This window comes from Actinosynnema sp. NPDC020468, from assembly GCF_040642015.1.
Taxonomy (GTDB): domain Bacteria; phylum Actinomycetota; class Actinomycetes; order Mycobacteriales; family Pseudonocardiaceae; genus Actinosynnema.
Genome location: NZ_JBFAEO010000002.1, coordinates 311,762 through 328,392, shown reverse-complemented (window position 1 = coordinate 328,392; position 16,631 = coordinate 311,762). Strand labels below are relative to the sequence as shown.

Here is a 16,631-nt window from a genome sequence, read left to right as displayed (position 1 = left end):
GTCACCGGTTCGGCGCAACCACCGCTCCCGTGCCCCACCAGCCGGACGCCGACGTCCCCATCGCGGATACCGCCGAATTCCACGCCACCTCGCCTACCACGTCCCTCCACAGTGGACACCGGGCGGCCGGGCGGCGGATCGGCCACACCCGTCCGGGTGGGTCTCGGACGCACGCACTGATCCCTTCGTGCCACCGGCGTTGCGCCATTGACCGGAATACCCGAACCGAGTCCGCAGACCGGGTAACGGGGTCGGGTCGCGCTCCGATCCCCGGCGTGGAAGTGCCCCACCTGCACGGGAAAGGCGACACCATGCCCTCGTCCCGCACCACCAGACCAAGACCCGGGAGGTGGTGGGCACGACTGCTGGCGATCGCCGTCGTCGCCGCCACCGCGCCCGCGCTCACCGCAGGACCCGCGCTCGCCGACCCGTCGGTGGCGTTCACCGACGTGCCTCCCACGTCGACCGTCGGCAAGGACTACACGTTCGCCGGCACGGTGTCCGATGTGGACGGTGTCGCGGGCGTCGAGGTGTCCACCGACGGCGGCGCCACCTGGAGCCCCGCGACCTGGCGCGCGGGCGGGACGAGCTGGAGCCACACCTACACCCCGAACGCCTCCGGCACGGCCCGACTGCTGGTCCGCACCGTCGACGGCGAACGCCACCAGACCAGTCAGGCCTCCGCGACACCGGCCGTGTCGCCGCGCGCCTGCCCGTGCGGCCTGTGGGGCGACGACGACACGCCGTCCGTGCCGGACGCCTCCGACGGCAGCGCGCTGGAACTGGGCGTGAAGTGGCGCTCCTCGTCGGCGGGCTACGTCCGCGGCGTGCGCTTCTACAAGGGACCGGGCAACTCCGGTGTCCACACCGGCGCGCTGTGGTCGGCCGCCGGCCAGAAGCTCGCCACCGGCACGTTCCGCGGCGAGAGCGGCATCGGCTGGCAAACCCTGGTGTTCCCGAAGCCGGTCGCGGTCGCGGACAACACGACCTACGTGGTCTCGTACCTCTCCCCCACCGGGCACTTCTCGGTGGACGCGGGCTACTTCACCCGCGCGCCGCGCTACCTGGAGCCGTTGACCGGCCTGCAAACCGGCACCGACGGTCCGAACGGGGTGTTCCGCGGCGGAGCGGGCTTCCCCGACCAGAGCGCGGGCGACGCGAACTACTGGGTGGACGTCGTGTGGTCCACCGAGGAGGGCCAGGACACCCGACCGCCCGACCTGCTGGGGCTCGGCCCGGTCGACGGCGCGGTGAGCGTGCCGCTGAACGCCGTGGTGAGCGCGGCGTACGACGAGGTGCTGGCGCAGTCGGTCGAGTTCGGGCTGACCGGTCCCGCCGGGGCCGTCGAGGGCGCGACCGCGGTGACCGGCAACGGGATGACCGCGCAGTTCGTGCCGAACGCCGAGCTGACCGCCGGCACCCGGTACACCGCGAGCGTGCGGGTCAAGGACGCCGCGGGCAACTACACGACCGTCCGGAGCTGGCCGTTCACCACCGGCTCGCCCCGTCCGGCGGCGTGCCCCTGCACGATCTGGGACGACTTCAGCGCGCCCACCCTGGCCGCCGCGGACGACGGCACGGCGGTCGAACTCGGCGTGAAGGTCCGGTTCGACGGGCGAGGCGAGGTGACCGCGCTCCGGTTCTTCAAGGGCGAGGGCAACACCGGCACGCACACCGGCACGCTGTGGTCGGCGACCGGGCAGAAGCTCGCCACCGGCACGTTCACCGGCGAGAGCGGCGCGGGCTGGCAAACCCTGACCTTCGACCGGCCGGTGCCCGTCGAGGCGAACACCACCTACGTCGCGTCCTACTTCGCCCCGAACGGGCACTACGCGGCCACCCAGCAGTACTTCTCGGCGGGCGCCGCGTCCTACGGCCAGCTCCACGCGCTCGCCGAGGGCGCCGACGGACCCAACGGTCTGTTCCACGCCGGCGCGGGCTTCCCGACGTCGAGCCACCTGTCCACGAACTACTGGGTCGACGTCGTCTACCGCACGGGTCTCAACGGCGACACCGCGAAACCGACCCTGGTGAGCCGGGACCCGGCGCCGGACTCGGGTGGCGCGGCGGTCGGCGGTCCGATCACGCTCGGCTTCGACGAGCCGATCGACCCGGGTTCGCTGCGCCTGACCCTGACCGACCTGGGCGGTGGGGTGATCACCGGCACCCGGACGTTCTCGGTGGACGGCAGGACCGCGCGGTGGACGCCCGACGCGCCGTTGAAGCCGAACACGAACTACTACGCCTCGGTGCTCGCCGCCGACGTCAACGGCAACGCCCTGGCGCAGGCGGAGAACTGGGCGTTCCACACGGCGTACGCGCCGGACACCGCGTGCCCGTGCTCGCTGTTCAGCACCGCCTACCGGCCGCGGGTGCCCTCGGCCAACGACGGCGGCGCCTACGAGCTGGGCTTCCGGTTCGACTCCACCAAGGGCGGGTTCGTCACCGCGGTCAAGTTCTACAAGGGCGAGGGCAACACCGGCACCCACACCGGCTCGGTCTGGAGCGACGACGGCCTGCGCCTGGCGACCGGCACGTTCACCGGCGAGACCGACACCGGCTGGCAGACCCTGGTGCTGGAGCACCCGGTGCCGATCCAGAAGCACCTGAGCTACGTGGTCTCCTACACCGCGCCGAACGGCCACTACGCGATCGACCACGGCTACTTCGACCGCAGCGCGGTCGCCTCGTCCGGACCGCTGTACGCGCGCAACGCGGTCAACCGCGGCAACGGCCTGTTCCAGCCCGGCGGCGGCTTCCCGACCAAGTTCCAGGGCAACAACTACTGGGTCGACGTCGACTTCACCGTCGCCGACGACGAGAGGCCGCCGGAGGTCGTCTCGGTCAGCCCGCACGACTACGCCGGCAACGCGCCGGAGTCGGTGGTGACGGCGACGTTCGACGAACCGGTGTCCGATCTCAGCACGGTGATCTCGGTGACGGACGGCACCGGGAACCGGATCAAGGGCACGACCGACCGCAACGACGGCGGCGCGACGCTGGTGTGGCGGCCGGTCGCGCGGTTGGCCAACCAGGCGCACTACGAGGTGGAGATCACCGCGTCCGACCTGGCCGGGAACATCGGCCGGCTGCGCTACTGGTGGTTCGACACCGGGGTGGGCGCGTGCCCGTGCTCGCTGTTCAGCGAGGCCGCCGGCCTGTCGTCCTCCGACAGCGAGATCGGCAGACCGGTGGAGGTGGGCGTCCGGTTCGACACCCGGAGTCGCGGGAAGATCACCGCGCTGAAGTTCCTCAAGTCGGCGCGCGACACCGGCACGCACACCGGCACCCTCTGGTCCGACGGCGGCACGGTCCTCGCCACGGGCACCTACACCCACGAGACCGCGTCGGGGTGGCAGACCCTGGTCCTGGACCAGCCCGTGACGATCGAGGGCAACACGTCCTACGTGGCGACGTACTCGTCGTCCTCGGGCGTCTTCAGGTTCGCGCCGGTGTACGTGAAGTCCGGCCGGGCGGCCCAGTTCCCGTTGAACGCGTGGCCGCTGTACGCGCCGGGCACCGGGTCCTCGAGCACGTACTGGCTCAACGGGCTCTCCCGGTTCGGCAGCACCGGGTTCCCGGACACCGCCACCGGCGTCAACGCCTGGGCGGACGTGGTGTTCGTCCCGGCCTGACGCGACGCGCCGGACCCGCGACACCCGTCGCGGGTCCGGCGACCGCGATACTGATCGCCATGGCCGCCGCCTCCCTGCCCCCGTCCGTCGTCCGCATCCGGACCACGTCCGGCGCGATCGTGGGCAGCGGAGTGCTGGTGGGCCGAACCGAGGTGCTCACCTGCGCCCACGTGGTGAACCTCGCGCTCGACCGCGATCCCCTCTCGGCCGAGTTGCCCGACGGACCGATCCGCGTCGAGTTCCCGGCCACCGACGAGTTCGCCACCGGTGTCGTCCACCGCTGGGCCGCGCCACCCGCCCGCGAGGGCCTGTCCGGCGACGACATCGCCTCGATCCGGTTGGACTCGCCGGTGCGGGCGGAACCGGCCCGCCTCATCGCCACCCCGCCGGCGCCCGGCCACCCCGTCGACGTGTTCGGCTACCCCGCCGACCGGCCCGACGGGGTGTGGGCGCACGCGGTGGTGCGCGGCGAGGTGGGCGGCCGGGTGCTGCAACTCGACGCGGTGGCCGGCGCCGCGGTGCGCGTGCAGCGCGGGTTCAGCGGTGGAGCCGTGTGGGACTCGACCACCCGTCGCGTGGTCGGCATCGTGGTGGCCGCCGGCGACCGGGACAGCTACGCGATCCCGGCCGAACGCCTGCGCGGCCTGCGGGCCGAACACCGATCCGACCCGGTCGGCGACGTGACCGTGCTGCACCTGGCCGGACCGCTCGTCGCGCTGCCCGACGACATCGGCCGGCCGGACCTGATCGTGCACTCGGGCGACCTGACCACCGCCGGCCGGCCGAGCGAGTTCGAGCACGCCTTCGGGCTGCTGGGCCGGATCGCCGAGGAGGCCGGGCTGCACCGCGACCGGGTGGTCGTGGTGCCCGGCGACCAGGACGTGAACAAAGACCTGTGCGCCGCCTACTTCACCGCCGAGCGGGCCCGAGAACGCGAGCCGGTCGCGCCGTACTGGCCGAAGTGGGAGCCGTACGCGGCGGCCTTCGAGGAGTTCTACCGAGGTCGGTTCACCTTCACCCCGGACGAGCCGTGGACCGTGTTCGACATCCCGGACCTGGAGGTGGTGGTGTCGGGGCTCAACTCCACGATCACCGACACGCACCACTACTCCATCGCGGAGGTCGGGAAGCACCAGATGAAGAGCGTCCTCCAGCGGCTCGACGAGTACGACTCGGCGTGGCTCCGGCTGACCGTCGGCCACGACCTCCCGGGTGCGAGGGCCGGGACGGTGCAGCTGTCGTCCGCCCGGACGGTGCAGCAGTGGTCCGACCGGACCCTGCGGTTCGCCAGGCCCGGACGTGGCCCGCACGGCAACCCCACCGGGCGCAGGGGCGCGACGTCGAGGGACGTGTTCTTCGACAACGTGCTGGAGGCGACCCGGGTGAAGCACCCGGAGGCGGTGGTGACGCCGTTCCCGGACCAGCGCTACATCCGGATCTCCGAGCGGCGCCCCGGCGGCGGGGTCGCGCTGTGGCCGGTGGGGGTGGGCGAGGGCGAGGCGTCCGAGCGCATGCTCGCGGTCTTCGTGGCCGACGTGCACCGCTCGTTCGCGGCGGCCGACCCGGCGGTGCCGTCCGAACTGGTGCACGAGGGTCCGCCCGCGACCGCCGACCTGGTGCGGACGGCCGGTCGGGACGGCGTGTGGCTGCGCAGTTTCGTGGAGTACCAGGGAATGCTCGACCTGCGCCCGCTGGCCGAGCGCCAGGCGAACCGGCTCGCCCGCGACGACGTCTACCCGGCCGCGCTGTACGTGGCCCAGCGCTACACCGACGAGGCCGGCGGCGAGATCCGCGAGGACGTGCTGGAGCGGGTGGTGGACTGGCTCGGCCAGGAAACCGCGCGGTTCGTGGTGGTGCTGGGCGATTTCGGGCGTGGCAAGTCGTTCCTGCTGCGCCAGTTGACCCGCGAGCTGCCACGCCGGCGGGCCGGGTTGCTGCCGGTGCTGGTCGAGCTGCGCAGCCTGGAGAAGGCGCCGACGCTGGACGAGTTGTTGGCGCAGCACCTGGTGCACCAGGGCGTCGAGGACCTCGGGGTCAAGAAGCTCCGCTACATGATCTCCTCGGGCCGGCTCGCGCTGCTGTTCGACGGTTTCGACGAGTTGGAGCTGCGGGTCGGCTACGACAACGCGACCGACTACCTGACGACGTTGCTCCAGGCGGTCACCGATCGGGCCAAGGTGGTGCTGACCAGCCGCACCCAGCACTTCCGCTCCACCGACCAGGTGCGCACGGCGCTGGGCGCGCGGGTCGCGTCGCTCAACGCCAGTCGCGTGGTGGTGCTGGAGGACTTCACCGACGACCAGATCCGGGACTGGTTGGTGCGCCACTACAACGGCGACGCCGACCGCGCGGACCGCCGGTTCGACCTGCTGGGCGCGATCCGGGACCTGCTGGGCCTGTCCCGCAACCCCCGGATGCTGTCGTTCATCGCGGACCTGGACGAGGAGCGGTTGCGCGCCGTGCAGCGCCGGCACGGCCAGATCAGCGCGGCCGAGCTGTACCGGGAACTGGTCGACTACTGGCTGCTGCACGAGGCCGACCGGCAGCAGCACAAGATGGGCGTGTCGTCGTTGGACGAGCACGAACGCCTGGACGCGTGCGTCGTGCTGGCGCTGAAGCTGTGGGAGGGCACCGCGACGACCATCCCGGCGACCGACCTCACCGCCACCGCCGCCACCGTGCTGACCCGGCTGGCCGAACGCGGCTACTCGCACGACGAGGCCGCGCACGCGGTCGGTTCCGGAACCCTGTTGGTGCGCAACGAGGACGGCGGCTTCGCCTTCGTGCACCAGTCGGTGGTCGAGTGGCTGGTGGCGAAGGTCGCGTCGACCGGGCTGGACGACCCGGCCAACCCGGTCGCGACCCGCCGGATGTCCCGCCTGATGGTGGACTTCTTCTGCGACATGGCGGGCCACCAGGCCGCCCTCGACTGGGCGCAACGGGTGCTGGCCGAACCCCAGTCCTCGGAACAGGCCAAGCAGAACGCGGCGGACGTGGTGCGCAGGCTCGGCTCCAGCACGCCGATCACACTGTCCGATGTGGACGTTCGGGTCATCGACCTGAGCGCGTTGGACCTGCGCGGCGCGGTGCTGCGCGGCGCGAACCTGACCGGGCAGCGCCTGGTCGACCGGGACCTGACCGGCGCGGACCTGACCGGCGCGACGCTGCGCGGGGTCCGGATGTTCGGCGGCAGCCTCAGGAACGCGGTGCTCGCCGACACCGACTGGCGCGGCGCCGCGCTGATCGGCGTGGCCGACGTCCCGGCCACCGGAACCGCCGAGGCCGCCGTGCTCGGCCGCGACCCGCTCCGGAGCCACCTCACACCACCGACCACTCCGGTGCAGGCGCTGGCCTACTCCCCCTCGGGTGAGCTGCTGGCGATCGCGCGCACCGCGCACGTGGAGTTGGTCGACCCGGACTCCTTGACACCGCTGAGCGTGCTGTGGCCGCTCGGCCGGATCGCCGACGTGGCGTTCTCGCCGGACGGGCGCACGCTGGCCGTGGCGCTCAGGGACGGCTGGGTGGTGGTGTACGACGTCGAACTCGGTGGTGTGGTGCGGACGTGGAGGGCGCACTCGGCGGCGGTCAACTCCCTGGCCTACTCGCCGGACGGCACCCGCCTCGCGACCGCGTCCTCCGACTGCACCGCGCGGGTTTGGGAAACCTCGGGCTGGAACGAGGTGCGGGAGCTGACCGGTCACGCCCGGCGGGTGCGGTCCGTCGCCTACTCCCCCGACGGCAACTGGCTCGCCACGGCCTCGGACGACAACACCGCGGTCCTCTGGGACGCCGTGGCCGGCCGCCGGGAGCGGGTGCTCGCCGACCACCTCGGCGCGGTGTCCGGAGTGGTGTTCTCGCCGGACTCCACGACTCTCGCCACCTCGTCGGGCGACCACTGCACCCGCCTGTGGTCGTTGACCGGCGCGGTGCTCTCCCTGGTGGCAGGTCACGACGAACGCCTGCGCGGGCTCGCGTACTCGCCCGACAACCGCTTGCTGGTCACGGTGTCCACCGATCGCGTGCAGCTGTGGGAGATCGGGAGCGGCACCCCTCCCACCGCGCTCACCCTCGGCCGGGACCTGCGCGCGATCGCGCTCTCCCCGGACGGCGAGGTGATCACCACCGGTCGCGGCGACGGCGAGGTCACCCGGTGGAGCGTCGACGGTCCGGCACTGCGGCGGTCGCAGGGCCGGTCGCCCGAGGCTCACGCGGTCACCTCCGGTCGGTACGCGATCCGGGCGGGCGACGTGGGTTGCGACGTCTGGGATCTCACCACCGACCGGGTCGACCAGCGCTGGGCGCCGGAGAACGTGACCGCGGTCGCCCACTCCGACGGACGGGTCGCCTACGGCACCGCGGGCGTCGGGGTGTTCGTGGTGCGGCAGGACGGCACCGTGACGACGTTCAACGCGGAGACCAACTGGACGTTGGCGGTCGAGTTCGCGCCGAACCGGCGGTTGCTCGCGACGATCGGCAAGGACGGGCTGGTCCGCGTGTGGCCGCTGGACCACGGGTCGGCGGCCGATCCGTGGTCCTTCGGGAGACGGGTGCGCGGGATGGTGTTCTCACCGCACGGCACCGGACTCCTGACCAGGTCCGACTCGGAGGTGGCCGAGGTGTGGCAGGTGTCCGCCGGCGAGCCGGTGATCTCGTTGCGCGGCACCGGGAACGTGACCGCCGTGGCGTGGTCGCCCGACGACCGGCTGGTGGCGACCGGCCACGCCGACGGCACGGTGCGGCTGTGGCCGACCGAGTGGGCCAAGCCGCCCGTCGTGCTGGAAACCGACGACGGCTCGATCACCGCCGTGGCGTTCGACCCGGGCGCGAACGTGGTCGCGACCGCGTCGGACCGCGGCAGGGTCCGAATCTGGACCCTGGACGGGGAACCGGTGCACGAACTCCGCAGGCACCTGGACCGGGTCGGGTCGGTGTCGTTCAGCGCCGACGGCGTGCTGCTGACGGAATCCGACGACGGGCGGATCCGCCGGTTCGACACCACCACCGGCGAACTGCTGTCCACCCACGCGATGTGGGCCGACGGCCGGATCACCGTGCTGCCGAACGGGAGTTTCCGGGTGTCCGGTGTCGCCGAGGACCGGATCTGGTGGGCGATCCGGCTGTGCCGGTTCGGCGCCGACGAACTCGACGCGTACCTGACCGCCGACCAGCTCCCCGACGCACCGGACACCCCGGTGCACTGACTCAGGTGCAGCAGGCGGCCACCGCGGCCAGCAGGATGTCGGCCGCCCGGTCGACCACCCGCGCGGTCACGTTGAGCGGGGGCATCAGGCGGACCACGCCGTCGTCGCGGCCGCCGACCTCCACGATCAGGCCGTGCCGCAACGCGTGGGTCTGCACCGCCGCCGCCCGGTCGCCCGCAGGCCGGCCGTCGACCGGGTCGGCCAGTTCGACGCCCCACATCAGGCCGCGGCCGCGCACCTCGCGCACCCACGGGTTGGTCTCCAGCTCACCGAGCCGGGCGCGCAACTGCTCGCCACGCCGGCGCACGTTGCCCAACACGTCGTCCCGCCGCACGATCCGCACCATCTCCACACCGGCCGCGAACGCGAGCTGGTTGCCCCGGAACGTGCCGGTGTGCGCGCCGGGTGCCCAGGTGTCGAGCCTCCGGTCGTAGAGGATGATCGACACCGGCAACCCGATGCCGCTCAACGCCTTGGACGCCACCACCACGTCCGGCTCGATGTCGTACTGCTCGAAGGCGAACCACGTTCCGGTGCGCCCGCAGCCGGTTTGCACCTCGTCCACCACCAACGGGATGTCCAGCTCGGCGGTGAGGGCGCGCAGCCGGCGCACGAAATCGCGCCGTGCCGGGATCATCCCGCCCTCGCCCTGCACCATCTCGACCACCACGGCGGCCGGTGTCGCCACGCCGCCGTTGCCGTCGCGCAGCGCCTTCTCCAGGTAGCCGACGCAGTTGACCTGGCACGAGTCGGGTCGCAGGCCCAGCGGGCAGCGGCCGCAGTAGGAGTAGGGGAAGAAGTGCACGCCCGGCATGCCGTCGGCCACCGGTTCCTTCTGCGACACCAGGCCGGACAGCGCCATGGCCGCGTGCGTCGACCCGTGGAAGCCGCCCTGGAACGCCACCACGCCACCGCGTCCGGTCGCCGTCTTGCACAGCTTCAGCGCGGCCTCGACGGCGTTCGCCCCGGTCGGGCCGCAGAAGTGCACCTTGGTCCGGTCCCGCATCCCGGCCGGGAGCATGGAGATCTGGGCGTCCAGGAACTCGCGCTTGGCCGACGTCGGGAAGTCCAGCCCGTGGGTCAGCACCCGCAACCGCCCGGCGGCCGCCTCCGCGACCTCGGGGTGGTTGTGCCCCAGCGCGAGCACGCCCGCGCCGGACAGGAAGTCCAGGAACACGTTGCCGTCGACGTCGCGCACGAAGCTGCCGAACCCCTCGGCGAGCGCGATCGGCAGCCGGCGCGGGTAGCTGCGGGCGTTGGACTCCCAGCGCGCCTGGTGGTCGAGGTACTCGGCCGACCTCGGTCCCGGCAGGTCGGTGACGACCAGCGGGTAGTCGGTGTCGATCAGCGTCATGGCGTCCTCCGCACGGGCGACCCGGCGCCGGTCAGCTCGACGGCGGGGTTGCCCCGCCACCGCGAGCCCTCGGCCACCTCGGTGCCCTTCATCAGGAAAGAGTCGGGTTCGAGCACCGCGTCCGTGCCGAGTGATGCTCCGTAGTGGACGAACGCGCCGGTGCCCACCGTCACGCCCGCGCCCAGCACGACGTGGTCGGACTTGAAGGCGCCGTCCTCCAGCGAGTGGGCCTGCACGGTGCTGCCGATGTTGAGCGAGCAGTCGTCGCCGATGGCCACCAGGGACTTCTCCGGTATCGCGCAGCCGTCGTCGCACACCCGCCGCCCGATCCGCACGCCGAGCAGCCGCCACAGCGCGTTCTTCAGCGGTGTCCCGTTGAACAGCACCAGGTAGCGGCCGGCGCTGAGCTTCCAGAACCGCTCGTGCCGCCAGAACACCGGGTCGTAGATCGAGCAGAACCGCGGTCGCAGCGGGCGGAAACCCTGGACCGCGCGTTCGGCGAGCACCAGGAGGCACACCGAGAACACCACGGTGAGCACGAGGTCCGCGGCGGTCGAGAGCCAGCCGACCCGGGTGTGCAGCCGACCGGCGGCGACCCCGATCAGCACCACGCCGAACACCTGCGCCCAGTGCACCAGCAGGTACACCAGCGCGGTCACCGCGTTGTGCCGGTTCTTGCCCGCCACCCCGCGTGCCGCGTCCACCCCGGCGAACCCGGTGTCCCGCGCCACCGTGCGCGGGATCGGGAACGCGGGCGAGCCGAGCAGTCCGGTACCGGTGCGCGGCGGGCCGTCCAGCGGCACGAGCACCTTGGTGGCGAGCAGGCAGTCCGCGCCGACCTTCGCCTCCGGCGGGTAGGCGATGTTGTTGCCCAGGAAGGCCTTCCCCGGCACCCGCACCCGGCGCAGCCGGAACGAGGTGGCCGAGAACTCGGCGTTGAGCAGGGACAGCCCGTCGGACACCATCGTGCCCACGCCCACCTCGCACAGCGCGGGCGACTCGTGCCGGATCTCGACGCCGAAGTTCGAGCCGGTCTGGGTGAACCGGCCGAGCCGGTAGCCCAGCGCGCGCAGGTAGTGCACGATCGCCGAGCTGTCGCCGAACAGGTAGGTGAACGCCCGCAGGTTGGTCAGCCGGAACACCGCCTGGTGCGCCGAGTAGCGCCACCCGTAGAGCGGGTGCGCGCGGTCCGGGCGCAGCAGCGGCGCGAGCAGCCTCGGCACGGTGAGCACCGCGAGCAGGCCCGCGACCAGACCGCCGAAGTAGAGCACCGCCGAGTCCCGGAGCGCGGCCCGCACCGCCGCCGCGCCGGTGAGCACCGTCGTGTCGCCGACCAGTGCGATCACCACGTCCGTGCCCAGCAATACTGCGGGCAGCGGCACGAGCAGCAGCACGAGCAGTTGGCCGAGTCCGAACACCACCCGCCGGCCGCGTCGCGCCGGGCCGTCCGCGAGCACCCGGTAGTCCACTGTGGAGGGTCGGGCGGGCGAGCCGTGCCAGACCTCGCCCGCCGGCACCGACTGGCCCACGTGCAGCGAGGAGGCGTGGCCCAGCTGCGCGTCGTCGCCGAGCGCGGTGTCCACGTCCAGCACGGACATCTCGCCGACGAACGCGCCGGCGCCCAGCGTGACCCGCCCGGTCCGCACCCGGCCGCCGTGCAGCCGGTACCCGGTGAGGTAGGAGTCCTTGCGCACCACCGCTCCCGCGCCGACGGTCAGCAGGTCCGCGCACACCGGCGGGTACCGGGTCAGGAACAGCGCGCCCGCGCCGATCCTCGCGCCCAGCGCGCGCAGGTACAGCGCGTACAGCGGCGAGCCGACGAACAGCGCGAGCGGGCTGAACGCGATCAACGTCCGCACCGTCCAGAACCGGAGGTAGCGCAGGCCCCACAGGGGGAACTCCCCCGGCGTCCACCGGCCGATCAGCACCCACTTGGCCGCGATCGGCAGCAGGCACACCGCCGCGAAGCCGGCACCGGCCGCCGCGACCGCGCGCAGGTAGCCGTCGAGCGGTCCGGTCGCGTCGGCGACCCAGCCGAGCCCGGTGTCCAGCAGCAGGCCCGCGCCGCACGCGTAGGCCAGGAACACCAACGCCTGGGCGAGCCCGCACAGCAGGTACCGCGCGGTGCCGGCCCGCAGCACGGCGACCGCGGGTTCGGAGGCCTCCTCGACCGGCGCGTCGGCCAGTGCCGCCGCGAGCGCCCGCACGGACCGGTGCGCGTACACGTCCCGCATCGGCACCGGCGGCAGGTCGGTGTCCCGGCGGACGCCGGCGCAGAACCGGGCCAGCAGCAGGGAATCCGCGCCGAGGTCGGCGAAGAAGTCCGCGTCCGCCGACACCCGCTCCACCCGCAGCGCCCGGGCCAGCGCGTCCGCCAGGTCGCGCTCCACGCCGTCGGCGGGCGGCACGTGCGGCCGGCCCGACGCCAGGCCGCGCGCGGACCGGGGCGGCGGCAGGTTGCGCCGGTCCGCCTTGCCGCTCGGCGTCATCGGCACCAGGTCGAGCCGCTCGAGGTGGGTCGGCACCATGTACCCGGGCAGCCGGTCGCGCAGCCGCCGGTAGATCTCCTCCGCGCCGGGGTCCACCGCGTCGCGCCGGAGGCTGTAGTAGGCGACGAGTTCGACCACGCCGGGTTCCGGCCGGTGCGGCTCGACCACCGCCTGCGCCACGCCCGGCACCTGGAGCAGCACGGACTCCACCTCGGTCGGCTCGACCCGGTAACCGCGGATCTTGACCTGGGTGTCGATCCGGCCCAGGTACTCGACCTCGCCGCCGGCGCCGACCCGGCCGAGGTCGCCGGTGCGGTAGATCCGGCCGGACGGGTTGTCCGGCAGGCCGAGGAAGTCCGGCACGAACGCGCGTTCGGTCAGGTCCGGCCGGTTCAGGTACCCCGTGGCGAGGCCGATGCCCGCGATGCCGATCTCGCCCGTCTCGCCGCGGTCGAGGGCGCGCGGCCCGTCCGGGTCGAGCACCACCACCGAGTAGGTCGGCAGCGGCACCCCGATGGTCACCGGCCGGTCCGGTCGCACCGGGGTCCAGGTCGCGGTGACGGTCGCCTCGGTCGGGCCGTAGACGTTGAGGAACCGCCGGTCCGGCCGGTGCCAGCGGTCGACCAGGTCCTCCGGGCAGGCTTCGCCGGACACCAGCAGGAACCTCAGGTCCGGCACGTCGTCGTCCAGCGTGGCGAGCAGCGTCGGCACGCAGCACAACGCGGTGATCCCGTTGTGCCGCAAGAACTCCCCCAGCTCGTGCCCGACCAGCGCGGCGCCCGGCGGCCGCGGCACGAGGGTCGCGCCCGCCAGCAGCGGCACCCAGATCTCCTCGACCGAGAAGTCGAACGCGATCGTCATGCCCTGGTACACCCGGTCACCCGGCTCGATCCCGTACACCTCGCCCGCCGCGCGCACGAAGTTGCAGATCGCCGAGTGCCCGACGGTGACGCCCTTCGGCCGCCCGGTGGAACCGGAGGTGTAGACGACGTAGCAGAGCCCGTCCGCCGCGCCGCCCTTGTCCTCGGAGGTCGGCCTGGTCGCGGGCAACCCGGCCAGGACGGCGTCGAGTTCGTCCAGGCACACCACGTCGACCGGCACACCCCGCCACCGGTCCCGCCCGGCGGACAGCGTCAGCACCGCGCGCAACCCGGCGTCCTCGGCGATGTAGGCGAGCCGATCGTCCGGGAACGCCGCGTCCAGCGGCACGTAGACCGCTCCGGCCTTCATCACCGCGAGCATCGCCCCGTAGGCCCGCGCGGGCTGGTCGACCAGCAACCCGACCCGATCACCCGGCACCACCCCGAGCGCGCGCAGGTGGTGCGCGACCCGGTTGGCCACCGCGTCCAACCCGGCCACGGTCAACCGCGCCTGGGCGCAGTCCACCGCGAGCCGCTCGGGATGCCGGTCGCAGTACTCCTCGAACACCTCCTCCAACCGCTCACCCGGCCGCCACCGCGCCGCCTGGTCCGCGCCGGGACAGGTCAGCACGGCCGTGCCGACGCCACCCTCACGCGCGCTCACCGCGCCTCCTCCGCCACGACGTCGGCCGACGGGTCCGCGGACGTGGGCGAGGGCAGCACCACGTCCGCGGGGGAAACCCGGTCAGGTGAGGAAAGCGCGGTGTCCGCCGCCGACCCGGCACGCGGCGGCACCACGTCCGCCGCCGCGAGCCGGTCGGACGCCCGGTCGGCCACCGCACCCGGTGTGGCGGGCGGAGGCACGAAGCCGGCAGGCGTCCGGTCCGGCGGGCGCGCGAAGTCGCCGAGGTGGTCGGCCACCTCGGCGGCGACCGGGTCCGGTGTGGTCGGTGGTGGCAGGAACGCCTCGTGCAGCGCGCGGACCGCCGGCTCCACCAGGTCCGCCGGCAGCACGGCGGTGAAGCGCGACGACGAGGTGGTCACCGTGGTGACCGGGGCACCGAGGTCGGCCAGCACGCGCAGCACCCCGGTGAGGTAGCGGCGGTCGTCGAACAGGCCGACGCCCACCAGGGACACCGCGCCCAGGTCCTCCTCCACCGACCACCGCGCGCCGAGCTCACCGGCCACCCCGTCGACCAGCGCGCGCAGGGGCGCCCGGCCGCGCACCGCGAAGCGGAAGCCGCGACCGTCCTGCCAGGACTGGACGTCCGGGTGCAGGCCGCGTTCCACCAGCAGCGCCAACGCCTCCGCGCCGCGCGCCGGGTGCAGCGTCACCAGCCGCAGGTCGCGCTCGTGGGCTATCCCGACCACCCGGTGCGGCTCCTCCAGCGGCAGCGCGGCGACGGTCGTGCCGGCCACCGGCCACGCCGAGTGCAGCACCCGCACCCGGACGCCGTGCCGCTCGGCCACCGCCACCGACCTCGGGTGCAGCACCTTCGCGCCGTTGCCCGCCAGCTCGGCCATGACGTCGTAGGACACCTCGGGCAGCCGCCTGCTGCCCGGCACCGCGCGCGGGTCGGCCGTGTGCACGCCCGGCACGTCGGTGCAGATCTCGCAGTCGGCGCTGCCCAGCGCGGCGGCCAGGGCGACCGCCGTCGTGTCCGAGCCGCCGCGGCCGAGGGTGAGCAGGTCGCCGTCACGGGTCCGACCCTGGAACCCGGCCACCACGACCACCTGCCACCGCCGCAGCCGGCCCAGCACGCGGTCGGTGTCGATCCGCTCGATCACGCCGGCACCCGGCCGGCCGGTCACCACGATCCCGGCCTGATCACCGGTCAGCGAGCACGCGCGCACCCCGAGATCACCCAGTGCCACCGCCAGCACGGCGGCCGACACCTGCTCGCCGGTGGCGGTCAACTGGTCCACCTCGCGCGGCTCGGGCCGTTCGGCGTACTCGCCCGCCACCGCGAGCAGCCGGTCCGTGGCGCGGCCCATCGCCGACACCACCACGACCACCCGCCGGCCCGCCGCGACCAGGTCCGCCAACGCCCGTGCCACGGACCGCACCCGGTCCGGTGTGGACAGCGACGAACCGCCGTACTTGCGCACGACGAGCGCGGCGCCGCCCGCCACTAATTCGGACATGTCCCGTTCCAAGGTAATCCTCCGCGTTTTTTACCCAGGTCAGGGGACAACTGCCGGCGGCCCGAGCCGTCCGCTGACCGGAGGCGCGTCCCACGCGCCGTTCGGAATGGAGCAGAGAATCCGAACGTAGCGCACCGCGGTCCACCCCGGACACCCTCCGGAAGGATTATGCGAAACGAGGCGGTGACAACACATTCGGCTGGTTTGAACCGCCGTACCACCGGTTCGGCGTGGCCCGAACGGCCCTCCCAGCTGGGAAAACCGGGTGCCCGCGGGTCGACCTGCCCCATTTCGCACGGTTCGTGCCACTCGCCGGGAAAAGCCCCGTCGTCCCGTCGTAGGAGACCTCCGGAAAAGGTCACGAAGTTTCCTCCGGAACGCATTTCAGTCGACTGCTCACATGGTCCGGAGCCCTCGAGGGTGCGCCTTACCGCGGGTTGGGCCACTCGACGGACAGCGGCCTGAACGCCAGGTCCGCCCGCCCCGCGAGCACCCCGTCGCGCAGGGTGCCCGCGTGCCGAGGATCACCGGCGGCGGTGAACGAGCCCCGGCCCACGATCGCGGTGAGGCTTTCCACCTGACGTGGCGTGGACATGAGCCGATTCTATGGCAGCGAAAGACAATTCTTCTTTGAATTCCGGTTTCCGATTCGTGACAGTAGAAACCATCCCGGAGACGAAGGAGGAAATGTCGTGTACCTGACGCCGAACGGCGAGGTGGTCGTGGTGACCGGCGCGTCGGCGGGCAGCGGCGAGGCGGCCCGCTTCCCGGACAAGTCCATTGTGGACCACGCCGCGTCCGCGACCGCGGTGCCGACCCCGTCCGAGGTGATCGCGGGCGAGTTCGGCGCGCGGGGCGCGCGCCACTTCGTGCGCGAGGTCCGCGACCTGCCGACGCAGCGCCTCGGCACGCCCGACGACGTCGCGCCGCGCCGGATCTGACCGCCA

The 16,631-nt window shown here is 73.1% G+C and carries 7 protein-coding genes; 3 read left to right on the top strand and 4 right to left on the bottom strand.

The features are described 5' to 3' along the window. The first annotated feature begins 275 nt into the window (after positions 1–275). Complete coding sequence (locus tag AB0G50_RS03415) at positions 276–3,635, top strand: DUF4082 domain-containing protein (RefSeq protein ID WP_360101753.1); 3,360 nt, start codon at positions 276–278, stop codon at positions 3,633–3,635. A 59-nt stretch (positions 3,636–3,694) separates the two neighbouring features. Further along, positions 3,695–8,836, top strand: a complete 5,142-nt coding sequence (locus AB0G50_RS03410; protein ID WP_360101751.1) for a trypsin-like peptidase domain-containing protein — start codon at positions 3,695–3,697, stop codon at positions 8,834–8,836. A 1-nt stretch (position 8,837) separates the two neighbouring features. Here the strand turns inward: AB0G50_RS03410 and AB0G50_RS03405 are convergent, their stop codons facing one another. From AB0G50_RS03405 to AB0G50_RS03390, 4 genes are all read right to left on the bottom strand, one after another. Further along, entirely contained in the window at positions 8,838–10,190 is a 1,353-nt protein-coding gene (locus AB0G50_RS03405) for a diaminobutyrate--2-oxoglutarate transaminase family protein (protein WP_360101749.1), read from the bottom strand. Continuing rightward, the gene (locus AB0G50_RS03400) at positions 10,187–14,203 is read right to left on the bottom strand and encodes a Pls/PosA family non-ribosomal peptide synthetase (RefSeq protein WP_360101747.1); all 4,017 of its coding nucleotides are present in this window, start codon (positions 14,201–14,203) and stop codon (positions 10,187–10,189) included. The genes AB0G50_RS03405 and AB0G50_RS03400 overlap by 4 nt, the downstream gene beginning before the upstream one ends. Further along, a complete protein-coding gene (locus AB0G50_RS03395) occupies positions 14,200–15,684 on the bottom strand; it encodes an aspartate kinase (RefSeq protein WP_360101745.1) in 1,485 nt (494 codons plus the stop codon). The genes AB0G50_RS03400 and AB0G50_RS03395 overlap by 4 nt, the downstream gene beginning before the upstream one ends. A 427-nt stretch (positions 15,685–16,111) precedes the next feature. Further along, positions 16,112–16,279, bottom strand: coding sequence for a hypothetical protein (locus AB0G50_RS03390; RefSeq protein ID WP_360101743.1), 168 nt, complete (start codon positions 16,277–16,279; stop codon positions 16,112–16,114). A 97-nt stretch (positions 16,280–16,376) separates the two neighbouring features. Between AB0G50_RS03390 and AB0G50_RS03385 the strand changes: the two genes are divergently transcribed. Next, positions 16,377–16,625: a hypothetical protein gene (locus tag AB0G50_RS03385; RefSeq protein ID WP_360101741.1), complete on the top strand. Its 249-nt coding sequence runs from the start codon at positions 16,377–16,379 to the stop codon at positions 16,623–16,625. Positions 16,626–16,631: the final 6 nt, after the last annotated feature.

What these genes read in the sequence shown, in the direction of transcription:
- AB0G50_RS03390 (WP_360101743.1), bottom strand. Translation starts at nt 16,279, where the DNA reads ATGTCCACGCCACGTCAGGTGGAAAGCCTCACCGCGATCGTGGGCCGG.
- AB0G50_RS03405 (WP_360101749.1), bottom strand. Translation starts at nt 10,190, where the DNA reads ATGACGCTGATCGACACCGACTACCCGCTGGTCGTCACCGACCTGCCG.
- AB0G50_RS03410 (WP_360101751.1), top strand. Translation starts at nt 3,695, where the DNA reads ATGGCCGCCGCCTCCCTGCCCCCGTCCGTCGTCCGCATCCGGACCACG.
- AB0G50_RS03395 (WP_360101745.1), bottom strand. Translation starts at nt 15,684, where the DNA reads ATGTCCGAATTAGTGGCGGGCGGCGCCGCGCTCGTCGTGCGCAAGTAC.